A 20,525-nucleotide genomic window follows, 5' to 3' on the forward strand; every position below is an offset into this window, starting at 1 on the left:
AAAAGACAAGCGGGGCGGTTGTCGTCGACAACCGCCCCGCGGATTGAGCCCCCTGTCGGATTCGAACCGACGACCTGCTGTTTACAAGACAGCCGCTCTGGACCAGCTGAGCTAAGGAGGCCTGCACGCGCTGTCACGCACGCGCCCGTGCAGTGTACCCAGGTTCCGAGTGGGCCCCGTCGAAAATTTCCGCGAAGTTCACATGCCCCCAGGTACTGACAGATCAGGCGAACGCCAGGTACCGTCCAGAGCCAGTCCGCACATGTGGACTAAACAACCACCTTCCTACAACGGATCGTCCGGCACGTTCCTGCCGGTAGAAGGGGGCCCATTCACCATGGCCACTGTCTCGTTCGACAAGGCGACCCGGATCTACCCGGGCACCGAGAAGCCCGCCGTGGACGCGCTCGACATCCACATCGAGGACGGGGAGTTCCTCGTCCTGGTCGGCCCGTCCGGCTGCGGCAAGTCCACCTCGCTCCGCATGCTGGCGGGGCTCGAGGACGTCAACGGCGGCGCCATCCGCATCGGCGACCGCGACGTCACGCACCTGCCGCCCAAGGACCGGGACATCGCCATGGTGTTCCAGAACTACGCGCTGTACCCGCACATGTCCGTCGCCGACAACATGGGCTTCGCGCTCAAGATCGCCGGCGTCAACAAGGCGGAGATCCGCAAGAAGGTCGAAGAGGCCGCGAAGATCCTCGACCTCACCGAGTACCTGGACCGCAAGCCGAAGGCGCTCTCCGGTGGTCAGCGTCAGCGTGTCGCCATGGGCCGCGCCATCGTGCGTGAGCCCCAGGTCTTCCTCATGGACGAGCCGCTGTCCAACCTGGACGCCAAGCTCCGCGTGTCGACCCGTACGCAGATCGCCTCGCTCCAGCGCCGTCTCGGCATCACCACCGTCTACGTCACCCACGACCAGGTCGAGGCCATGACGATGGGCGACCGTGTGGCGGTCCTCAAGGACGGTCTGCTCCAGCAGGTCGACACCCCGCGCAACATGTACGACCGTCCGGCCAACCTCTTCGTCGCCGGCTTCATCGGCTCCCCGGCCATGAACCTGGTCGAGGTCCCGATCACCGACGGCGGCGTGAAGTTCGGCAACTCGGTCGTGCCGGTGGACCGTGAGGCGCTCTCCGCCACCACCGACAAGACCGTCACCGTGGGTGTCCGTCCCGAGCACTTCGACGTGGCCGGCTCCGAGTCGGACCAGGGTCTCGCCGTCACGGTCAACGTGGTGGAGGAGCTGGGCGCCGACGCGTACGTCTACGGCACTGCCAAGGTGGGCGGCGACGACTCCAAGGACCTCGTGGTCCGCGTCAGCGGCCGTGACGTGCCGGAGAAGGGCAGCACGCTGCACATCGTCCCGCGTTCCGGTGAGACCCACGTGTTCTCCACCTCCACGGGTGAGCGGCTCTCCGACTGAGCAGCACAACCCCGGGTAATTCACCCAGGTTGACGAAGAGGGCCCCGCAGAGCGCTGCGGGGCCCTTTTCGCTGTCGACAAATACCCCGGCATACCGGTCATTTCGAGCGCTGTGCGTCAATGCGCCGCCTGTGTTTCAGCGCCTCTTCGTCCCTCGAACCGGTGACTAAATGTCGCCATATCAGCACCGAACGCTACCCTCACTCGCGTGAAGCACTCCACCACCCAACAGACACGACGCGGCCACCGGGGCCCCGCCCGCCAGCTCGGCCGCACCATCGCCTTTGTCCTGCCCGTCGTCCTGGTGCTCTCCGGGACCCTCGCGGTCACCCGGGTCAACTGGTCGGGGAACCCCTCGGACTCGGTGCTCACCGCGACCGACGTCTCGAGCGCCGGTGCCGCGAAGAACACCGCGCCGCGCGCCCCGCAGGACGTGCTGCGCGACCAGTTGCTGACCGAGCTCCAGGAGAAGAACCCGGGCGTCGCGCTCACCCACCTCCAGCAGGCCGTCGACGAGCGGCCGTCGCTCGCCCGGCACTGTGCCTCGATCGCCCGTGCGCTCGGGCGTGCGGCGGTTCGTATGTACGGGCCGACGCGGGCGCAGTCCTATTCGCGGCCGGTCTGCGACACCGCGTTCGCTTCGGGTGTCGCCGCGGCGCACAGCTAGCGGTGGCGCCGGCGCCCTGTTCGGGCTGCCATTCGAGGAACACTCCGCTTCCGGACGGTAACGGCTGATTGAGGAATCGTTGCCGACGAATGCCGTGAGCGGGGCGCCGCGTACAGTTCGGGCATGACTGATCCGAACGCCGCGACCCGCCCCGTTCAAGCCGTCGTCCTGGCCGGGGGCCAGGGGTCCCGGCTGCGTCCGTACACCGACGATCGGCCCAAGCCGATGGTCGAGATCCCCGGTACGGGGACTCCGATCATCGGCCATCAGCTTGTCTGGCTGGCCGAGGAGGGTGTGACGGATGTGGTGATCAGTTGTGGGCATCTCGCCGAGGTGCTTCAGGACTGGCTGAAGTCGGCGGATCTTCCGGTGCGGGTCACGACCGTCGTCGAGACGGAGCCGCTGGGGCGGGGCGGCGGTCTGAAGTACGCGGCGGCGCATCTGCCGCATCCGGACAAGCCCTGGTACGCGACGAACGGTGACATCTGGACGCGGTTCTCGCTGCGGGACATGGCGGACTTCCATGCCGAGCGGGACGCGGTGGCGACGCTGGCGCTCGCCCGGCCTCGGCTTCCGTGGGGGGCCGTGCAGACGGACGGCTTCGGGCACATCACGGACTTCATCGAGGCGCCGCCGTCCACGTTCGAGATCAACGCGGGTGTTTACGTTTTTTCGCCCGCCTTTGCTTCCCTGCTGCCTGAGCGTGGGGACCATGAACGTACGACGTTTCCTCACCTTGCTCGGGAGCATCGCCTGGCCGGGTTCCCGATTCCGCAGGGTGCGTATTGGCGTGCCATCGATACGGCCAAGGATCTGACGGAGGCTGCGAAGGAGCTGGCCGCGTTGGGGCGCTGATGCCTGCGGCGCCTGTGCGGGTTCGGTGGGGGTGCGCCTAGCGCCTGCGGGTGCGGTGGGGGTGCGCCTAGCGCCTGCGGGTGTGTTGTGGGTCGGGGCCGCGCCGGGGGGTGTCCGTCCTCGGTCCGGCGGCTGCCCGGCATCAGAGGGGTGCTGCATCTTGACGCCGGCCGCTGCGGGCGGACACCTCCCGGCACGGCCCCTTGCCGCCGTACGCGACTGCGGGTGTGTGTGGGGGTGCGCCGACTGGGCCATAGGGGCAGCTGGCCACGCCCGCAGCCCCTCGCTCTCGGCTCGGAGTTGTGTGTGTATGGCGATGGGCCCCGGGCGCTGGGTGCGGCCGGGGCCCATTGGGGTGGTGCTGGTCAGCCCAGTAGGCCGCCTACCAGACCCGGTTCGTCTTCGGTGGAGCCGCCTGATGAGTTGCCGCCGGACGTGGGGCCGCCGGACGTGGGGCCCGTGGTGGTGCTGGGGGCCTCGTCGGCGGGGGCCGACTGCTGGGGTGGGGCCTGGCCCGCCGTGCCCTGTGTCTGGCTGGGCGTGCCGGCGCCCGTCGCGCCCGTGTCGCTGGTGGCACCCGGCGTGGTCGCCGCGCCGGACGGGGTGGCCGTTCCCGACGTCGCGCCCTGGGTGGGCGAGTTGGAGGCCGACGGCGACTTGTCGTGCTGCCTGTCGGACTCCTCCGGCAGGGGCGAGCCGGGCAGTTCGTTGCGCGGGGCCTCGCCCGGGCCCGGGACCACGACACGGTCGGCGTCGCGGACCGCGCCGCCGAGCAGGGAGCCGATCAGAAGGGTCAGGCCGGTGACGATCGCCGTGACCAGGGCGCCGCGGCGAAGGACGTAGCGGCGAAGTTCCCAGATGTCCGAGCGGGGGCCGAGGCGGCGCCAGGCCATGCCCGCGAGGCGGCCGTCGATGGAGTAGACGGGAGCGCCGGCGATGATCAGCGGGGACCAGGCGGCGAGGTAGATGATGTCGGGGGCGTCGTAGACCGGGACGCTCTTCCAGCTGACGGTGACCAGGAGCGCGGCGGACAGCAGGGCGCCGACCACCGCGGCCACGCGCTGCCAGCAACCCAGGACCGTCAGTACGCCCACGATGACCTGGAAGAAGGCGATGACCAGGCCGGAGCCGACGGGGTGTTCGAGGGCGAACTGGCGGAGCGGCTCGGCCACTTCCCAGGGGTGCAGGGTGTTGAGCCACTTCACCATCGAGCCGCGCTTGCCGCCGTCGAAGTAGACGGGGTCGCAAAGCTTGCCCATGCCGGCATAGATGGAGATGAAGCCGAGGAAGACCCGGAGGGGGAGCAGGACGACGCCGAGGTTCATGCGGCGGCCGGGGTAGTACGCGTGCCGCGCGGGGTCGTCGGCGCCCGGGCGGCGGGACGAGGCGTCGGCTTCGTCGTCCGGGCCGTCCGGCTCCTCGTCCACGAAGTCCTCCGCGACGTACGCGAATTCCTCGTCGTAGGCGCTCTCGACCGTGCGCATATGGGGTAGCAGCCGGGTCTCGAGGGATTCGTGCGTGCGCTGCGCGCCCACGATCGGGGTCTCGACGGTCCGCGCCATCTCGTCCTCGTAGCCGCCGTCGTAGCCGACGTCGACGCGCGGGATGACCTGGGTGCCGCCCCCGGCGGGAATCGCTTCGTCGCCGTGGCGGACGCTGCCGTCCCGCACGGCCTGGAGGAGCCGGTGGGCGCCGGTGTCGTCGGGCGCGGACGTGCCGTTCCAGACGGCGACCCGGCGACGGGCGCCCGGGGCCGCGCCCGCTCTGCCGGCCCCGTTGACGAGGGGCATGAGGGAGGTGTCCTCGGTGGCGCTCAAGTGCCGTGCGATCCGCGGAGATTTGGTGCGCCGGGTCGACGAGCCCAACAGCACGCGGAAACTCGCGTGATTGACGATGATCTGCGCCGGATCGCTCGGCACCTTCACCATGCTCAGCGCGGGAGCGTCGTCGTATCCCGACGAGCGGTCCCCCGTGGGTGTGCGGGGTGTTCTGGTGTCCACACTCAACTAACCGAGTGACATGTGGTTAGGACACTGCTTTGACCGGTCCGATCTGTCCGGACCGCGTCAAGGATGCGCAGGTCGCACCACTGTCACCAGAATTAACCCGCACGGGTGACGCCACGGAAGCCTGTTCAGACCCGTCGGCGGGCCGCCTCGTACAGGACGATGCCTGCGGCGACACCGGCATTGAGGGACTCCGCGCCGCCCGGCATCGGGATGCGGACGCGGAAGTCGCACGTCTCGCCGACCAGCCGGGACAGGCCCTTGCCCTCGCTGCCGACCACGATGACCACCGGGCCGTCGAGGGCCTCCAGGTCACCGAGTTCCGCGTCGCCGTCGGCCGCGAGACCGACGACCACGATGCCCGCCTTCTTGTACGCCTCCAGGGCGCGGGTCAGGTTCGTGGCGCGGGCGACCGGCGTACGGGCCGCGGTGCCGGCGGACGTCTTCCAGGCGCCGGCGGTCATGCCCGCCGCGCGGCGCTCGGGTACGACGACTCCGTGGCCGCCGAAGGCCGAGACCGAGCGGACGACCGCGCCCAGGTTGCGCGGGTCCGTCACGCCGTCGAGGGCGACGATGAGCGGGTCCTCGCCGTCGTCGTAGGCGGCACTGGCGAGGTCCTCGGGGTGGGCGTACTCGTAGGGCGGGACCTGCAGGACGAGGCCCTGGTGGTTGAGGCCGTTCGTCATGCGGTCCAGCTCGGGGCGCGGGGCCTCCATGAGGTTGATGCCGCCGCGGTCCGCGGCGAGCTGGAGGGCCTCGCGGACACGCTCGTCGTTGTCGATGAACTGCTGGACGTAGAGCGTGGAGGCGGGGACGCCCTCGCGCAGCGCCTCGACGACCGGGTTGCGGCCGACGACCAGTTCGGACGTGCTCTTGCCGCCGCGGCCGCGCGGCGCGGGACGGCGGGCGGTCTGCTTCGCCTTGGCGGTGGCGATGCGGTTCTTCTTGTGGCCCTTGCGCATCTCGGCGGGCGGCGTCGGGCCCTTGCCCTCGAGCCCCTTGCGCCGCTGGCCGCCACTGCCGACCTGCGCGCCCTTCTTGCCGGACATGCGGCGGTTGTTCGCGGCCATGACCTACCTGTCTGTCGTGGGTGTGTCGTACGTACGTCTATGAAGTGTGCCGCCCGGGGGGCCGGGCGGCACAATTGATCAAGGAAACAGCCCGTGCGGGGACCGCTCGGACCTAGCGGGGCCCGAGGGTCCAGCGAGGTCCGTCGGGGCCGTCCTCGATGGCCAGGCCGGACTGCTTGAGCTGGTCGCGGATGGCGTCCGCGGTCGTCCAGTCCTTGCGGGCGCGGGCGGCCTCGCGCTGGTCGAGGACCAGTCGTACGAGGCTGTCGACCACGCCGTGCAGATCCTCGCCGCGGTCGGACTCGCCCGCCCAGTGCGGGTCCAGCGGGTCCAGGCCGAGGACGCCGAGCATGGCGCGGACCTCGGCGAGGCGGGCCACGGCCGCTTCCTTGTCGTCGGCGGCCAGCGCGCTGTTGCCCTGGCGGACCGTGGTGTGGATGACGGCGAGGGCCTGCGGGACGCCCAGGTCGTCGTCCATGGCCTCGGCGAAGGCGGGCGGGACCTCGGCGGACGGCTCGACCTCGCCTGCCTTCTCGACCACGCGCTGCACGAAGCCCTCGATCCGCGCGAACGCCGACTCGGCCTCGCGCAGGGCCTCCTCGCTGTACTCGATGGTCGAGCGGTAGTGCGGGGTGCCCAGGTAGTAGCGCAGGACGATCGGGCGCCAGGTCTTGACCATCTCGGCGACCAGCACGCTGTTCCCCAGCGACTTCGACATCTTCTCGCCGCTCATGGTGACCCAGGCGTTGTGCACCCAGTACTTCGCGAACTCGTCGCCGAAAGCCTTGGCCTGGGCGATCTCGTTCTCGTGGTGCGGGAAGATCAGGTCGAGGCCGCCGCCGTGGATGTCGAAGGCGCTGCCCAGGTACTTGTGCGCCATGGTCGAGCACTCCAGGTGCCAGCCGGGGCGCCCGCGGCCCCACGGGGTCTCCCAGTCGGGCTCGCCCGGCTTGGTCGCCTTCCACATCGCGAAGTCACGCGGGTCGCGCTTGCCGGAGATGCCCTCCTCCGCGGGCTGCCGCATCTCCTCGAGGTCCTGCTTGGACAGCTCCAGGTACGACGGCCACGAGCGCACGTCGAAGTAGACGCTGCCGTCGGCCTCGTACGCGTGCCCGCGCTCGATGAGCGTGCGCATCATCTCGACCATCTCGGTGACATGGCCGGTGGCGCGGGGCTCGTACGTCGGCGGGAGGCAGCCGAGCGCGGTGTAACCGTCGTTGAAGGCGCGCTCGTTCTCGTAGCCGATGGACCACCAGGGGCGGCCCTGGTCGGCCGCCTTCCAGATGATCTTGTCGTCGATGTCCGTGACATTGCGGATGAACGTGACGTCGTAGCCGCGGTACTCGAACCAGCGGCGCATGATGTCGAAGTTCAGGCCGGAGCGGATGTGCCCGATGTGCGGGGCGGCCTGCACGGTGGCACCACAGAGGTAGATCGAGACGCAACCCGGCTTGAGCGGGGTGAAGTCACGGATCTGCCGGGCGCTGGTGTCGTACAGGCGAATAGTCACGGGTCCAGGGTAGTCGGCGATGCCCGGTGCCTTGGACGCTTGTGGATAACAGGACGGTTGTGGACAGCGGTCAGGCCGTGGTCCGCACCACGAGCGCCGTGGCCACGGCCATCAGCCCTTCACCCCTGCCGGGGAACCCCAGCCCGTCCGTCGTCGCGCCCGACACCGACACCGGCGCGCCGGCCGCGTCCGAGAGGATCTTCTGCGCCTCGTCGCGCCGTTTGCCGATCTTCGGGCGGGGGCCGACGACCTGGACGGCGATGTTGCCGATGCGGAAGCCCGCCTCGCGCACGATCCGGGCCGCCTCGGTGAGGAGTACGACGCCGGAGGCGCCCGACCACTCGGGGCGCCCGGTGCCGAAGTGCTGCCCCAGGTCACCCAGGCCGGCCGCCGAGAACAGCGCGTTGCACGCGGCGTGCGCGACGACGTCCGCGTCGGAGTGGCCGGCGAGTCCGGGGCCCTCGCCCTCCCACCTCAGGCCCGCGCACCACAGCTCGCGGCCCTCCTCGAAGGCGTGGATGTCGGTGCCGATGCCGACCTGGGGCAGCGGCGCCGGCTGCTCAGAAGCCATCGTTCAGCCTCCGACGGGCCAGGACCGCCTCCGCCAGGACCAGGTCCAGCGGGCGCGTCACCTTGAAGGCCTCCTCGTGGCCGGGTACGACCACGACCCCGAGGCCCAGCTGCTCGATCATGCTCGCGTCGTCGGTGACGTCGTCGGTCACCGTCTCGTGCGCACGGACCAGCGTGGCGCGGTCGAAGCCCTGCGGGGTCTGTACGGCACGCAGGCGCGCGCGCTGCGGGGTGGCCACGACCGGTTCGGATGCGCCGGGCGTCTGCGCGGGCTCGACCTCCTTGACCGTGTCCGCGAGCGGCAGCGCGGGCACCACGGCCGGCGCTCCGTCGCGTACGGCCTCGATCACCGCGTCCACGGTGTCCACCGGCACCAGCGGGCGCGCCGCGTCGTGCACCAGGACGATGTCGAAGTCCGGCGGCAGCGCGTCCAGGCCGAGCCTGACGGACTCCTGGCGGGTTTCGCCGCCGGGGACCACCAGGAAGTCGGTGCGCTCGGGCAGCGCGTGCGCGTCGAGCATGCTCTTGACCTCGGGGGCGCCGTCGGGCGGGGCGACGACGACCACCAGGGAGACGGCACGGGACGCGGCCATCGCGCGGACCGCGTGGATGAGCATGGGCGTGCCGTTCAGCGCGCGAAGCGCCTTGGGGGCGCCAGGACCGAGGCGTACGCCCCTTCCTGCGGCCGGAATCACCACGGCCGTACGGGCTCCGCTGCGGGCTTCCGAGGGCGAAGGGCGCGAATCGTCAGACATCGGTTCCTGTCAGGTTTGTGTGCTCGGCCTAGTTGGGTATGGCCACAGCGTGCCACCGGGCGCGACGCCTTGACCGGACCCTTCCGTGACAGTCGGTCGAGCCTGCCGCCCGGGCCCGGCACACCAAAGTATCGGGGGCACCCCCGAAGCACGGCGCGCGGGGCGGGTCGAACAGCGTCCGCGCGCGAACATGCCGCAGCGCCCGGCGACAGAAATGACGTCATCGGGCACCGCGGCACTTTTAAAGCCACACAGCACTTGTGCTGAATGAACTGAGGCGGATGAACCGCGTCAGGACGCGAGAACCTCGTCGAGCAGGGCCTCGGCCTTGTCCTCGTTGGTGTTCTCCGCGAGGGCGAGCTCGCTCACCAGAATCTGGCGGGCCTTGGCGAGCATGCGCTTCTCACCGGCGGAGAGTCCGCGCTCGCGCTCACGACGCCACAGGTCACGTACGACTTCCGCGACCTTGATGACATCGCCGGAGGCGAGCTTCTCCAGATTTGCCTTGTAACGACGCGACCAGTTCGTGGGCTCCTCGGCGTACGGCGCGCGCAGCACCTCGAAGACCCGGTCCAGCCCGTCCTGACCGACCACATCACGCACGCCGACGAACTCCGCATTGTCCGCTGGCACACGTACCGTCAGGTCACCCTGGGCGACCTTCAGCACCAAGTAGGTCTTGTCCACGCCTTTGATCTGGCGAGTTTCGATGGCCTCGATCAGCGCGGCCCCGTGATGGGGATAGACCACGGTGTCGCCAACCTTGAACGTCATGTGACAGGTACCCCTTCCGTGGCTATCCAGGGTAACACGGAAACGGCGGGTTCTGAATGGCGTTTTCGCAGGTCAGGGCATATCTCGGGGCTTGACAACTCCAACAGGAACGTGCTTCGCGGGCCGACCGGAAGAAGGTATTCGCAGGTGGGAGCGGCTCTGCGGACGCACAGAAACGCGCACGTTACACACATCCGGCGGTGCCCCCGAGTGGTCGAACGTACACAAATGTCCGGTTCCAAGTGTGCGACTTCCGCTACTCCGTTCGGCGTCCGGAGTCGGGTACCGGACGAATCCAGGAATTGATCACGGCAGGTCGGACGACAGGGCCGGTGATCAATTCCGGGAGGGTCGCGCATTCCTTCACGGAAATTTTGCGCGACCGCTTGCGAGGGGCTTATGTGAATGACGGACGAGCGGCCGGGCAATGTGACTCCCGGGTCACTTGCGGGTGAAGAGACGGGGTGGAAGAGGGACTTCGACGGCACTTGGGTCCCCGAGGGGAGGGTCGGGTGCGGTCGCGCGGGAACGGCTCGGTAACCTAAGGCCGCTGACAGACACTTAGGGCGGCTTCACGCGCCCCCCGTTCGAGTCAAGGAGTTGCCGCCGCCGTGAGCAGCAGCCTTCGACGCGGCGCACTCGCTGCCGCCGCCCTCGCGTTCTCGATCACCTCGCTCGCCGCGTGCGCCGCAGGCAACAACGCCCAGACGCTGGAGATCAAGCCGGACAACGCGGCCACCAGCGTCGGCGCCATCAAGATCCAGAACGCCCTCGTCATCACCCAGCCGGACCTGGAGTCGACCGGACCGGCCGCGATCTCCGCGACCCTGTTCAACTCCGGCAAGACGGCCCAGACGCTGGACGCGATCAAGGTGGACGACGCCGGCAAGACCGCCGAGCTGAAGCCCGCCAAGGGCGGCAGCCTGACCATCCCGGCCGGCGGCTCGCTGATCATCGGCGGCAAGGACAACGCCTCCGCGGTGCTGCCGAGCAGCCGCGAGTCCATCCAGGACGGCGACGCGCAGAAGATCACCTTCACGTTCAGCAAGACCGGTGACGTGAGCCTGCGCGCGTTCGTCGTGCCCGCCGAGCACTACTTCGAGAGCTGGGGCCCGAGCGAGGTCCCGGCCGCGCCGGGCACGACGTCCTCGCCGACGGGTACCCCGACCGGGGCCCCGGGCGGCGAGAGCGGGGCCACGCCGACCGGCGGCGCCTCCGCGAGCTCGTCCGAGACGGCCGGTGCCGGTGCCGGGACCGAGGGCGGCCACGGGGCCGGCTCGGCGACCCCGACCGACGCCACCTCGCAGTCGGCCGCCGGTCACTGACCGGCCCACGGCGCTGCACCGCCGTAGAGACGGCGTCCACAGCTGTGGAAAAGGCGGGGCCCCGGAAATCCGGGGCCCCGCCTTTCGTCTGCCGTCCGCGCCGCGGTTTACGGCTCGAACTTGTAGCCGAGGCCGCGGACCGTCACCAGGTAGCGCGGCGCGCCCGGGTCCGGCTCGATCTTGGCGCGCAGGCGCTTGACGTGGACGTCGAGGGTCTTGGTGTCACCGACGTAGTCGGCACCCCACACCCGGTCGATGAGCTGCATACGGGTCAGCACACGACCGGCGTTGCGCAGCAGCATCTCCAGCAGGTCGAACTCCTTGAGCGGGAGGTCGACCTTGGAGCCGGAGACCGTGACCACATGGCGGTCCACGTCCATGCGGACCGGGCCGGCCTCCAGGGCGGCCGGGGTGACCTCCTCGGGCTCGCCGCGGCGGCGCAGGACGGCCCGGATACGGGCGACCAGCTCGCGCGAGGAGAACGGCTTGGTGACGTAGTCATCGGCTCCTATTTCCAGGCCGACAACCTTGTCGATCTCGCTGTCCTTGGCGGTGACCATGATCACCGGAACGTTGGAGCGACCGCGCAGCTGACGGCAGACCTCGGTGCCCGGCAGGCCGGGCAGCATCAGGTCGAGGAGGACGAGGTCGGCGCCGTTGCGCTCGAACTCGTCGAGTCCGTCGGGCCCGGTGGTCGCGACGGCGACCTCGAAGCCCTCCTTGCGGAGCATGTACGACAGGGCGTCGGAGAAGGACTCCTCGTCCTCGACGACGAGCACACGGGTCACGGAAGGACCTCCGGGGCGGAAAGCGTTTCGTACGCAGGTGAGTCGGGGGAAGTGGGGGAATTCGATAGTGCGGACTGCCCGGCCTCGTCGTCGAGATCGGGGTGCTGCTGAGCACGGTCGCGGGCCGCACCCGCCTCCGGCAGCCGCAGGGTGAACGTGGAGCCCTGTCCCTCGGAGCTCCACACCGTGACCTCCCCGCCGTGCGAGGCGGCCACGTGCTTGACGATCGCGAGACCGAGGCCGGTGCCACCCGTGGCACGGGAACGGGCCGGGTCGACGCGGTAGAAGCGCTCGAAGATGCGCTCCTTGTCCTTTTCCGAGATGCCGATGCCCTGGTCGGTCACGGCGATCTCGATATGGTCCCCGCCCGGTGCGGTGAGCCGGCGTGCGGCGATGCCGACGCGGGTACGGGCGGGTGAGTAGTTGACGGCGTTCTCGACGAGGTTGCCGAGCGCCGCGGCCAGCTGGCCGCGGTTGCCCCAGATGCTGAGGTCCTCGGTGCCGCCGGCGGCCATGGTGATCTGCTTCGTGCCGGCGGCGTGCCGGCAGCGGTCGATCGCTTCGGCGACGAGCTCGTCGACACGGACGGGCTCGGCGTCCTCCAGCGGGTCGTCGTTCTGCACCCGGGAGAGGTCGATCAGCTCCTGCACCAGGTTGGTGAGCCGGGTCGCCTCGATCTGCATGCGCCCGGCGAAGCGCTCGACGGCCTCCGGGTCGTCGGAGGCGTCCATGACCGCCTCGGACAGCAGGGAGAGCGCGCCGACCGGGGTCTTCAGCTCATGGCTCACATTGGCGACGAAGTCACGCCGGACCGCCTCTATCCGCCGGGCCTCGGTGAGGTCCTCGACGAGGAGGAGGACGAGCCGGGAGCCCAGCGGCGCGACGCGGGCGGAGACGGCGAGGGCCTCGCCGCGGCCGGTGCCGCGCCGGGGCAGGTCCAGCTCGACCTGCCTTATCTCGCCGTCGCGCCGGGTGTCCCGGGCCATCTGGAGCATGGGTTCGACGGAGAGCTTGCCTCCGCGCACCAGACCGAGGGCGTACGCCGCCGAGCTGGCCTTGACGACGGCGTCCCCTTCGTCGAGGACGACCGCCGAGGAGCGCAGCACCGACAGGACCGTGTCCACGCCGGGGGGCAGGACCGGGTCGGTGTGCAGGGAGGTTCGGGTGGGTCGTTTCAGGTCGCGTTCGCTCCAGCGGAACGCCAGCATGGCGATGACACCGGTAAGAACCCCGGCGATCGCTGCCGCTGCGGCGACCGCCGCGTTCACGTCCATGCATCCAGGTTAGGCATGGCCCGGGCTGTGCCCACAGCCGTCGGAGTGCGAGCTCGAACACTCGTCGCCCAGAGTTCACCTTGGAGCCAGTATTGGTTCATTTGGGGTGGCGCAAACGGACGCGTAGACACCGGATCGTGGGGGTGTGGGGTTCGCACGGCCAGTTCAGCGCGTGGATCAGACAGTCGGTTTAGCGTAGAGGTCGCGAGATCGTACTGGCGGTTTCACGACAGTCCGACTGTCGTTTTCGCGACGGTCTTACTGTCGGAAGTCATGACGGTAAGACTTCCTGAAGACTTCCTGTCCGACGACAGACCGGTGGTCAGCCGTCGTACGTACGACGGCACACAACCGCACGATCACACGACCACAGGACTGCCGGTCGGACGACAGTCTCCTGGCGCCCGGAACCCCCGAGGCATACGTAAGAGAGGGACCCTGATGCGGGACGCGTACCACGAGGAACTGGACTCGATCGGCGACAGTCTGGTGGAGATGGCCCGGCTGGTCGGGTCGGCGATCGGGCGCGCCACGACGGCGATCCTCGACTCCGACCTGAAGCTGGCCGAGAGTGTGATCGAGGGCGACCAGAAGGTCGACGATCTTCAGCACGACCTGGAGGGCCGGGCCATAGCCCTGCTGGCGCGCCAGCAGCCGGTGGCCACGGACCTGCGGATAGTGGTCACCTCGCTGCGCATGTCGGCGGACCTGGAGCGCTCGGGCGACCTGGCCCAGCACGTGGCGAAGCTCACGCGGCTGCGCTACCCGGAGCGGGCGATTCCGCAGGACCTGCACGCCACCATCCTGGAGATGGGCCAGCTCGCGCAGCGCCTGATGGCGAAGGCGGCCGAGGTGATCGTCACCAAGGACGTCGACCTCGCGCTCCAGCTGGAGCAGGACGACGACGCGATGGACCTCCTCCACCGCACGCTCTTCCAGCACCTGATGGACGAGCGCTGGAAGCACGGCATCGAGACGGCGGTCGATGTGACGCTGCTCGGCCGCTACTACGAGCGGTACGCCGACCATGCGGTGGCGGTGGCGAAGCGGGTGGTCTACCTGGTGACGGGTGAGCACGCGGATGAGCTCCAGCAGGACATCAAGCCCGACATCCAGCCGGTTTCGGGGGTGGACGGGGCGTAGGCCCTCTCGGCCCTCTCGGCCCTCCTGGTCCCCCAGTTCCTTCGGGTTCTGGGGGATCTTCGGGTTCTGGAGGGCCTTCGGGTCCTCGGGGCCTTCGGGTCCTGGAGGATCGGCGGGTTCGGCGCGGGCGAGCCTCTGTGCGCCGTTGATGCGCCCAGCAGGGCGGGCATGGAATGGGCACAGGCACCAGCCTCGAGGAGGGACCATGGCCGAATCCCCCAGCACTCCCGGCACCACGCCCGACCCCACCCAGGAGCTCCCGACCGAGCAGCCCGCCGACATCAGGAGCCTCCCGCTCTTCGGCGCCTGCGGCTGCGGCTCGGGCTGCGGGTGCGGGTGCCAGTCGGGGAACCCTTGCCAGTGCGGGTGAAGGTGAGGGTGCAGAACGCGGAGGTCTGTGGCGTACGACGCCGTGGGTGCCGTCTCACGCCTCGGCTGCCGTAGATCTCGTACGACGGTGAGGGCCTCGCCGCGGCCCGTCCCGCGCCGGGGCCCTTCGCCGCGCACGGCCGCCCGCCGCCCCTTCCAGGGCTAGTCCGCGACGATGCAGGCGACGGCCGTGACGGTGAGGTCGGGGTCCGTCGCGACGTGGTAGTCGGTGATTTCGCGCCCCGTACCGATCGACGGCGTCGGCGACGGCATCGCCGTTGACGTGGCCGTGGGCTCCGGCGTCGGCGAGGTCGGCGCGGGGCACTTCGGGGAACTCGAGGAGGACGGCTCCGGACGCGGGCCCGACGTCGGCTCGATCCCGTCGTTGATCGACTCGGTGAACGACCAGCCGGCCACCACCAGGACGAGCCAGCCACCGGCCAGCCACACCTTCACCCGCCCGGTCATTCCGCCCCCATCATGCGTAGTCCCCCTGATGCACAGTGCTGCCCCTGTTGCACAGTGCTGCCGCAGTGACCGTAGCGGGTGACGATCCCGCCACCAGGGCCCAGGTCCGACAAAAAGCCCCTCGCCAGCGGAGAAAGTGCTGGTGAGGGGCTTGATGATCGGTCTTGGGCTACTTCTTCTTGCCCTGGTTCTTGACCGCCTCGATCGCGGCCGCGGCCGCCTCCGGGTCGAGGTACTTGCCGCCCGGGGTGATCGGGTTGAAGTCGGCGTCGAGCTCGTAGTAGAGGGGGATGCCGGTCGGGATGTTCAGGCCCGCGATGTCGGCGTCGGAGATGCCGTCCAGGTGCTTGACCAGGGCGCGGAGGCTGTTGCCGTGGGCCGCGACCAGGACCGTGCGGCCGGAGAGGAGGTCCGGGACGATGCCGTCGTACCAGTACGGGAGCATGCGGACGACGACGTCCTTCAGGCACTCCGTGCGGGGGCGGAGCTCCGGCGGGATCGTCGCGTAGCGCGGGTCGTCCGACTGGGAGAACTCCGTGCCGTCCTCGAGCGGCGGGGGCGGGGTGTCGTAGGAGCGGCGCCACAGCATGAACTGCTCCTCGCCGAACTCGGCGAGGGTCTGCGCCTTGTCCTTGCCCTGGAGGGCGCCGTAGTGGCGCTCGTTCAGGCGCCAGCTGCGGTGGACCGGGATCCAGTGGCGGTCCGCGGACTCCAGCGCGAGCTGCGCGGTGCGGATCGCCCGCTTCTGGAGGGACGTGTGGACCACGTCGGGCAGGAGGTCGGCGTCCTTCAGGAGCTCGCCACCGCGGACTGCCTCCTTCTCGCCCTTCTCGTTCAGGTTGACGTCCACCCAGCCGGTGAACAGGTTCTTCGCGTTCCACTCGCTCTCGCCGTGGCGGAGGAGGATCAGCTTGTACGGTGCGTCGGCCATGCCCCAGAGCGTAATCCACGCATTCGGCCCCCAGACGGCCCGCCCAGCAGGCGGACAGCCCGGCCCGTAGCCCTGCGGACAGTTGACGGGATCTGTTAATTGAGTGGCTTGGCCGAGCCCCTCGTTTGTAAGTTGCGGATGCCTTCTTGGCTACTTACATCCGCTGTCGGCTTCCGGCCACCTCCGTAGGGACCCCCATGTCACTCGCCGCCTTGCGACGCGCCACCCGAGAGACCGTCGCCGGGCTGCCCCGCGAGTTCTGGTGGCTGTGGACCAGCACCCTGGTCAACCGGCTCGGCGCCTTCGTCGCCACCTTCATGGCGCTGTACCTCACCCTCGACCGCGGCTACTCCGCCTCCTACGCCGGCCTGGTCGCCGCGCTGCACGGCCTCGGCGGGGTCGTCTCGTCCCTCGGGGGCGGCGTCATGACCGACCGGCTCGGGAGGCGGCCCACGCTGCTGATCGCCCAGTCCTCCACCGCCGTGTCCGTCGCGGTGCTCGGGTTCATGCACCACCCCGTCGCCATCGCCGCCGTGGCCTTCGTCGTCGGCGCCGCCTCCAACGCCTCCCGGCCGGCCGTGCAGGCGATGATGGCCGACATCGTGCGGCCCGAGGACCGGGTGCGCGCCTTCTCGCTCAACTACTGGGCCATCAACCTCGGCTTCGCCCTCTCCTCCGCCGCCGCCGGGTTCATCGCCGAGGTCAGCTACCTCGCCGGGTTCCTGATCGAGGCCGGCATGACGGCCGTCTGCGCGGTCGTGATCTTCGTGAAGCTGCCCGAGTCCAGGCCCGTCGTCCAGGACGGCCAGTCGGCCGAGGACAAGGTGGGGCTCGGGACCGTGCTGCGCGACGGGCGCTTCATGACCGTCGTCGGGCTGTCCTTCCTCGTCGCCCTCGTCTTCCAGCAGGGCTCGGTGGGTCTGCCGGTCGCCATGGGCGACGCCGGGTTCTCGCCCGCCGACTACGGCCTCGCCATCGCCGTCAACGGCGTCCTGATCGTCGCGCTCCAGATCCCGGTCACTCGCTTCATCGAGCGCCGGGACGCGGGGCGGATCCTCATCGTGTCGTCCCTGCTCGCCGGCTACGGCTTCGGCCTCACCGCGTTCGCCGGGTCGGTCGGCGTCTTCGCGCTGACGGTCTGCGTGTGGACGCTCGGCGAGATGCTGAACGCCCCTACCCAGACCGGCCTCGTCGTCCGCCTCTCCCCCGCCCACGGGCGCGGCCGCTACCAGGGCATGTACACCCTGTCCTGGTCGGTCGCCGCCCTGGTCGCCCCGCTGATGTCCGGCTTCGTCATCGACCGTCTCGGCGCCGAGTGGCTGTGGGGCCTGTGCGCGGTCATCGGGACGGCGGCGGCGATCGGGTACGGCGCCCTGATCCGCCGCGTTCCGACGGAGGCTCCGGCCGCCGTCGGCACCCCGGCCGACACGAAGCCCGAGGTCAGCGCCGCCTGACGGACGGGCAGCCTGACGGACACGCGGCCTGACGGACGGGCAGCCTGACGGACACGCGGCCTCACGGACGGGCAGCCTGACGGACACGCGGCCCACAGCCGATCGGACTCGTCGGCGAACCGCCCGGTCCGCCTCACGGAAGCGCAGCCCGCCGACCGCCCGGCCGGCCTCACGGATGCATCCGCGCCCCCTTGATCACCTTGTCGACCGCATTCCGCGGCCCGTACACCGCCAGCCCCACCAGATCCAGCTCCCCGGTCGGCACCGCCCGCACCGCCGCCCGGTTGTCCCGGTCGTTGCCCGTCGAGAACAGGTCGGACGTGAAGATCGCGCGCGGCAGCGAGCGGAACAGCACGCGCGCGTGGGCCGTCGTCAGCGTCTCCTTCGTGGCCTCGAAGACCAGGACCGGCTGGCGGAACATCGGGAGGTAGGGGACGCCGTCCGCGTCCTCGTAGGGGTCGCCGATGACCTCCGGGAGCTGCGTTCCCAGGCCGCTGACCAGGAACGCGGTGACGTTCAGGCGCTGCCAGGGCTCCAGGTCCGCACGCAGCAGGACGGCGATCTTCGTGTCGAATCGAACGGGTGCTTCAGTGCTCATGGACCGAGACTGACGGCCGCCGTAAGGCTTGGTCTTGTACGTTCTTTGCATGGCCGCCGCCCGGGATCGCCAGGAAGTCTCCGCGTGGCGCCCCTCCGTCCCGGGCGTCACCGAGGTCTTCCACGCCCACTTCACCGAGTACGCGTATCCGATGCATGTCCACGAGGCCTGGACGCTGCTCATCGTGGACGACGGCGCCGTGCGCTACGACCTCGACCGGCACGAGCACGGCACCCCACTCGACACGGTGTCGCTGCTGCCGCCGCACGTTCCGCACAACGGCTCCCCCGCCACCCCGCACGGCTTCCGCAAGCGGGTTCTGTATCTGGACAGCACCCGGCTGGGGGACGACCTGATCGGCCCGGCCGTCGACGCCCCCGACCTGCGCGACCCCGTACTCCGGCTGCGCGTCGGACAGGTGCACGCCGCTCTCGCGCAGCCCGGGGACGAACTGGAGGCGGACAGCCGGCTCACGCTCATCGGGGATCGGCTGCGAGCCCATCTGCGGCCCAGATCGGTCACCTCGGTCACCGACAGTCCGCGTCGCGATCCCGTCCTCGCCCGGCGGCTGCGGGAACTCCTCGATGAGCGGGTCGTGCGCGGCATCGCCCTCGACGAGGCGGCGGCGCTCGTGCAGGCCCATCCCGCCCATCTCGTACGGGCGTTCAGCACCGCGTACGGCATCGCCCCGCACCAGTACCTGATGTCGCGGCGCGTCGACCGTGCCCGGCGGCTGCTGCTGGCGGGCCGGTCGCCGGCCGAGGTGGCCGTGGCGACCGGGTTCTACGACCAGTCCCATCTCAGCCGGCACTTCCGGAGGATGGTGGGTGTGCCTCCGGGGCGCTATCGCGGCAGCTCGCGCTGAGCGTCGTACAGGTTGCGCGGGTGCACGGCGTCCGTCGTGCCGTACAGCTCCAGGCGGGAGTGGAGGTCGCCCGTGAAGTCGGGGACGTCGATCTGGTCGAACTCCCTGACCTCGTTGAGGCCGACGGTGGCGGAGTAGGGGGCGAGGCCGTCGAGGCGGATCATGCCGGCGCGGGCGTTGGTCACCCGGACGTTCCAGTGGGTGAAGCGGGCGCCGAACAGCGGTCCTGCGCTGGCGTCGCCGCCGTGGCGGCCGTTGTTCTCGACGGTGATGTCGGTGCGGACGTTGGCGAAGGGCAGGCCGCGGTGGCTGTCGAAGGTGCCCATCCGCATGTCGCCACGTGACCAGACGTTGTGGGAGGACAGGCCCTCGACGTTGATGCCGTGCAGCTGGGTGCCGGAGGGCGCCGGGGTGGTGCGGGCCTCGATGGTGAAGTCCTCGATCAGGTTGTCGTGCGAACCCTCGCGACAGAAGTAGGGGTGGTGGCTGCCGCGGCCCGCCACGCGCGTGCGGCGGAGTGTGCAGGCGGAGGCGGCGACCAGGCCGAAGCCGTTGTCGACGTGGCGGACCGTCACGTCGTCGGCCCAGCAGTCGTACGCGCACTGGAAGACGACGCCGTTGTGCCCCTTGTCCAGGAGGTGCGGCTGCTGCGGGGTCTCCACGGCCTCCAGCGTCAGGCCCTCCACACCCGACCCGGTCAACTCGTCGACGTGGGTGGTCAGTTGCGGGTTCCATTCGGGGCGTACGTCGAGTGGAAGCGGCCGTTCGAGGGTGACCGTGCGGCCCTTCACGCGGGTGATGCGCACCGGCCACTCATAGGGGACGTACGACGTCAGCTTCGTCTTGTCGTCCCAGGTGTACGCCTCGGGGCCCGGCCCGCCGCCGCTCATGTGCTCCAGGAGGGTGTGGGCGGGATCGTCGGAGAGGCGGAGGAGGACCAGGGTGCCGGGGCGGAGTGCGGTGGGGTCCGTGACCGTCACCGTCCAGGAGCCCTGGCGGGCCGGGGCGAGGGTGGTGAGCGTGCGCCACTCGTCGCGCCGGTTGCCCGTCCAGCCCTCGAAAGGCCATGCCTTGGCTTTGATCGCGGCGACGAGGGAGTCCCAACGGGCCGTCGGCGCCAGCCAGATGAGGCCGCCGGCCCAGGACCAGGACGACTTGTCGCCGCCGTAGCGGGAGCCGTAGGGGCCGATCAGTTCGGTGAGGTTGCGGGTGGCGTACAGCTTGGTGCGAGTGCTGCCGGCGCCGCGGAGGACCACGTTCGAGTGGCCGATGCGGATGACGTCGTCGATGCGGAACGTGCCGGGCGGGATGGTGACCGTGCCACCGCCGGCCTTTCCGGCGGCGGCGATGGCACGGTTGATCGCGGGGGCGGAGTCGGTCGTTCCGTCGGCCACCGCGCCGAAGTCGCGTACGTCGGCCACGACTCGGGGGCGAGGGAGACGGCGCGCTCCGCCGCGGTGGCCTGCCCGACCTATGTAGGGGATCTGGGGGTGGGTGTACGGGGTGCGGGTGAACTCTCGCCAGAGAGCGGGGACTTCCGCCGGCGCGGCGGCCGCCTGTGCCCTGCCTGCCGACATGCCGGTCGCCGCCGCGAGTGCCACCGAGGTGGCTCCGCCGAGCAGGACCCGTCTGCTGAGATGCGGATTGCCCATGTCCGTACGCCCTCCATGCGGC

The 20,525-nt window shown here is 70.1% G+C and carries 19 protein-coding genes and 1 tRNA gene; 7 read left to right on the forward strand and 13 right to left on the reverse strand.

The window, feature by feature from the left end; translation table 11 throughout:
- Nucleotides 1-46: 46 nt before the first annotated feature.
- Nucleotides 47-121, reverse strand: a tRNA-Thr gene (locus ACFPQ9_RS29065).
- 216 nt (nucleotides 122-337) lie between these two features.
- On the opposite strand from ACFPQ9_RS29065, the gene ACFPQ9_RS29070 reads away from it, so the two are divergent.
- The 3 genes from ACFPQ9_RS29070 to ACFPQ9_RS29080 all read left to right on the forward strand — a co-directional run bounded on the left by ACFPQ9_RS29070 (nucleotide 338) and on the right by ACFPQ9_RS29080 (nucleotide 2,951).
- A complete protein-coding gene (locus ACFPQ9_RS29070; RefSeq protein ID WP_380859650.1) occupies nucleotides 338-1,429 on the forward strand; it encodes an ABC transporter ATP-binding protein in 1,092 nt (363 codons plus the stop codon).
- A gap of 208 nt (nucleotides 1,430-1,637) precedes the next feature.
- On the forward strand, nucleotides 1,638-2,096 hold the full coding sequence (locus ACFPQ9_RS29075) for a hypothetical protein (RefSeq protein WP_380859653.1): 459 nt from the start codon (nucleotides 1,638-1,640) through the stop codon (nucleotides 2,094-2,096).
- Between the two features lie 123 nt (nucleotides 2,097-2,219).
- Nucleotides 2,220-2,951 carry a nucleotidyltransferase family protein gene (locus tag ACFPQ9_RS29080; protein ID WP_380859656.1) on the forward strand — a complete coding sequence of 244 codons (732 nt, stop codon included), beginning with the start codon at nucleotides 2,220-2,222 and terminating at the stop codon, nucleotides 2,949-2,951.
- A 365-nt stretch (nucleotides 2,952-3,316) separates the two neighbouring features.
- Here the strand turns inward: ACFPQ9_RS29080 and ACFPQ9_RS29085 are convergent, their stop codons facing one another.
- The 6 genes from ACFPQ9_RS29085 to ACFPQ9_RS29110 all read right to left on the reverse strand — a co-directional run bounded on the left by ACFPQ9_RS29085 (nucleotide 3,317) and on the right by ACFPQ9_RS29110 (nucleotide 9,636).
- Nucleotides 3,317-4,951, reverse strand: coding sequence for a DoxX family protein (locus ACFPQ9_RS29085; protein ID WP_380859862.1), 1,635 nt, complete (start codon nucleotides 4,949-4,951; stop codon nucleotides 3,317-3,319).
- 134 nt (nucleotides 4,952-5,085) lie between these two features.
- On the reverse strand, nucleotides 5,086-6,027 hold the full coding sequence (gene rlmB / locus ACFPQ9_RS29090; protein ID WP_380859658.1) for a 23S rRNA (guanosine(2251)-2'-O)-methyltransferase RlmB: 942 nt from the start codon (nucleotides 6,025-6,027) through the stop codon (nucleotides 5,086-5,088).
- A 112-nt stretch (nucleotides 6,028-6,139) separates the two neighbouring features.
- Nucleotides 6,140-7,537 (reverse strand): cysteine--tRNA ligase, encoded by a 1,398-nt coding sequence (gene cysS / locus ACFPQ9_RS29095; RefSeq protein WP_380859661.1) that lies wholly within the window; start codon nucleotides 7,535-7,537, stop codon nucleotides 6,140-6,142.
- Nucleotides 7,538-7,607: 70 nt separating this feature from the next.
- The gene (ispF, locus tag ACFPQ9_RS29100) at nucleotides 7,608-8,108 is read right to left on the reverse strand and encodes a 2-C-methyl-D-erythritol 2,4-cyclodiphosphate synthase (RefSeq protein WP_380859664.1); all 501 of its coding nucleotides are present in this window, start codon (nucleotides 8,106-8,108) and stop codon (nucleotides 7,608-7,610) included.
- The gene (gene ispD / locus ACFPQ9_RS29105; protein ID WP_380859667.1) at nucleotides 8,098-8,862 is read right to left on the reverse strand and encodes a 2-C-methyl-D-erythritol 4-phosphate cytidylyltransferase; all 765 of its coding nucleotides are present in this window, start codon (nucleotides 8,860-8,862) and stop codon (nucleotides 8,098-8,100) included. Before ispD ends, ispF begins: the two co-directional genes overlap by 11 nt.
- Before the next feature lie 291 nt (nucleotides 8,863-9,153).
- The gene (locus ACFPQ9_RS29110; RefSeq protein ID WP_003953493.1) at nucleotides 9,154-9,636 is read right to left on the reverse strand and encodes a CarD family transcriptional regulator; all 483 of its coding nucleotides are present in this window, start codon (nucleotides 9,634-9,636) and stop codon (nucleotides 9,154-9,156) included.
- A gap of 611 nt (nucleotides 9,637-10,247) precedes the next feature.
- On the opposite strand from ACFPQ9_RS29110, the gene ACFPQ9_RS29115 reads away from it, so the two are divergent.
- Nucleotides 10,248-10,961, forward strand: a complete 714-nt coding sequence (locus ACFPQ9_RS29115; RefSeq protein ID WP_380859670.1) for a copper chaperone PCu(A)C domain-containing protein — start codon at nucleotides 10,248-10,250, stop codon at nucleotides 10,959-10,961.
- Nucleotides 10,962-11,068: 107 nt separating this feature from the next.
- Here ACFPQ9_RS29115 and phoP read toward each other — a convergent pair whose 3' ends face one another.
- Together phoP and phoR are read right to left on the reverse strand one after the other, a co-directional pair.
- Nucleotides 11,069-11,740 carry a two-component system response regulator PhoP gene (gene phoP, locus ACFPQ9_RS29120; RefSeq protein ID WP_004000192.1) on the reverse strand — a complete coding sequence of 224 codons (672 nt, stop codon included), beginning with the start codon at nucleotides 11,738-11,740 and terminating at the stop codon, nucleotides 11,069-11,071.
- A 5-nt stretch (nucleotides 11,741-11,745) separates the two neighbouring features.
- A complete protein-coding gene (phoR, locus tag ACFPQ9_RS29125) occupies nucleotides 11,746-13,023 on the reverse strand; it encodes a two-component system sensor histidine kinase PhoR (RefSeq protein WP_380859673.1) in 1,278 nt (425 codons plus the stop codon).
- Between the two features lie 441 nt (nucleotides 13,024-13,464).
- Here phoR and phoU point away from each other — a divergent pair, with 441 nt between their 5' ends.
- The gene (gene phoU, locus ACFPQ9_RS29130) at nucleotides 13,465-14,166 is read left to right on the forward strand and encodes a phosphate signaling complex protein PhoU (RefSeq protein ID WP_380859676.1); all 702 of its coding nucleotides are present in this window, start codon (nucleotides 13,465-13,467) and stop codon (nucleotides 14,164-14,166) included.
- 531 nt (nucleotides 14,167-14,697) lie between these two features.
- Here phoU and ACFPQ9_RS29135 read toward each other — a convergent pair.
- Both ACFPQ9_RS29135 and ACFPQ9_RS29140 read right to left on the reverse strand, forming a co-directional pair.
- A complete protein-coding gene (locus ACFPQ9_RS29135; protein ID WP_380859679.1) occupies nucleotides 14,698-15,003 on the reverse strand; it encodes a hypothetical protein in 306 nt (101 codons plus the stop codon).
- 169 nt (nucleotides 15,004-15,172) lie between these two features.
- Nucleotides 15,173-15,934 carry a phosphoglyceromutase gene (locus ACFPQ9_RS29140; RefSeq protein ID WP_380859682.1) on the reverse strand — a complete coding sequence of 254 codons (762 nt, stop codon included), beginning with the start codon at nucleotides 15,932-15,934 and terminating at the stop codon, nucleotides 15,173-15,175.
- 197 nt (nucleotides 15,935-16,131) lie between these two features.
- Between ACFPQ9_RS29140 and ACFPQ9_RS29145 the strand changes: the two genes are divergently transcribed.
- The gene (locus tag ACFPQ9_RS29145; RefSeq protein WP_380859685.1) at nucleotides 16,132-17,388 is read left to right on the forward strand and encodes an MDR family MFS transporter; all 1,257 of its coding nucleotides are present in this window, start codon (nucleotides 16,132-16,134) and stop codon (nucleotides 17,386-17,388) included.
- 169 nt (nucleotides 17,389-17,557) lie between these two features.
- Here ACFPQ9_RS29145 and ACFPQ9_RS29150 read toward each other — a convergent pair whose 3' ends face one another.
- On the reverse strand, nucleotides 17,558-17,986 hold the full coding sequence (locus tag ACFPQ9_RS29150) for a DUF2000 family protein (RefSeq protein WP_380859688.1): 429 nt from the start codon (nucleotides 17,984-17,986) through the stop codon (nucleotides 17,558-17,560).
- A gap of 49 nt (nucleotides 17,987-18,035) precedes the next feature.
- On the opposite strand from ACFPQ9_RS29150, the gene ACFPQ9_RS29155 reads away from it, so the two are divergent.
- The gene (locus ACFPQ9_RS29155; protein WP_380859691.1) at nucleotides 18,036-18,851 is read left to right on the forward strand and encodes a helix-turn-helix domain-containing protein; all 816 of its coding nucleotides are present in this window, start codon (nucleotides 18,036-18,038) and stop codon (nucleotides 18,849-18,851) included.
- On the opposite strand, the gene ACFPQ9_RS29160 is transcribed toward ACFPQ9_RS29155, so the two are convergent.
- Nucleotides 18,830-20,503, reverse strand: a complete 1,674-nt coding sequence (locus ACFPQ9_RS29160) for a glycosyl hydrolase family 28-related protein (RefSeq protein WP_380859694.1) — start codon at nucleotides 20,501-20,503, stop codon at nucleotides 18,830-18,832. The genes ACFPQ9_RS29155 and ACFPQ9_RS29160 overlap by 22 nt on opposite strands.
- Between the last annotated feature and the right edge of the window lie 22 nt (nucleotides 20,504-20,525).

The sequence above is a fragment of the Streptomyces coerulescens genome (assembly GCF_042657965.1).
Taxonomy (GTDB): domain Bacteria; phylum Actinomycetota; class Actinomycetes; order Streptomycetales; family Streptomycetaceae; genus Streptomyces; species Streptomyces coerulescens.

Bases quoted from the DNA above. Each gene is read 5' to 3' on its own strand.
- ACFPQ9_RS29070 (WP_380859650.1), top strand. From the start codon at position 338: ATGGCCACTGTCTCGTTCGACAAGGCGACCCGGATCTACCCGGGCACC.
- ACFPQ9_RS29080 (WP_380859656.1), top strand. From the start codon at position 2,220: ATGACTGATCCGAACGCCGCGACCCGCCCCGTTCAAGCCGTCGTCCTG.
- rlmB (WP_380859658.1), bottom strand. From the start codon at position 6,027: ATGGCCGCGAACAACCGCCGCATGTCCGGCAAGAAGGGCGCGCAGGTC.
- ispF (WP_380859664.1), bottom strand. From the start codon at position 8,108: ATGGCTTCTGAGCAGCCGGCGCCGCTGCCCCAGGTCGGCATCGGCACC.
- ispD (WP_380859667.1), bottom strand. From the start codon at position 8,862: ATGTCTGACGATTCGCGCCCTTCGCCCTCGGAAGCCCGCAGCGGAGCC.
- ACFPQ9_RS29110 (WP_003953493.1), bottom strand. From the start codon at position 9,636: ATGACGTTCAAGGTTGGCGACACCGTGGTCTATCCCCATCACGGGGCC.
- phoR (WP_380859673.1), bottom strand. From the start codon at position 13,023: ATGGACGTGAACGCGGCGGTCGCCGCAGCGGCAGCGATCGCCGGGGTT.
- phoU (WP_380859676.1), top strand. From the start codon at position 13,465: ATGCGGGACGCGTACCACGAGGAACTGGACTCGATCGGCGACAGTCTG.
- ACFPQ9_RS29135 (WP_380859679.1), bottom strand. From the start codon at position 15,003: ATGACCGGGCGGGTGAAGGTGTGGCTGGCCGGTGGCTGGCTCGTCCTG.
- ACFPQ9_RS29140 (WP_380859682.1), bottom strand. From the start codon at position 15,934: ATGGCCGACGCACCGTACAAGCTGATCCTCCTCCGCCACGGCGAGAGC.
- ACFPQ9_RS29145 (WP_380859685.1), top strand. From the start codon at position 16,132: ATGTCACTCGCCGCCTTGCGACGCGCCACCCGAGAGACCGTCGCCGGG.
- ACFPQ9_RS29150 (WP_380859688.1), bottom strand. From the start codon at position 17,986: ATGAGCACTGAAGCACCCGTTCGATTCGACACGAAGATCGCCGTCCTG.
- ACFPQ9_RS29155 (WP_380859691.1), top strand. From the start codon at position 18,036: ATGGCCGCCGCCCGGGATCGCCAGGAAGTCTCCGCGTGGCGCCCCTCC.
- ACFPQ9_RS29160 (WP_380859694.1), bottom strand. From the start codon at position 20,503: ATGGGCAATCCGCATCTCAGCAGACGGGTCCTGCTCGGCGGAGCCACC.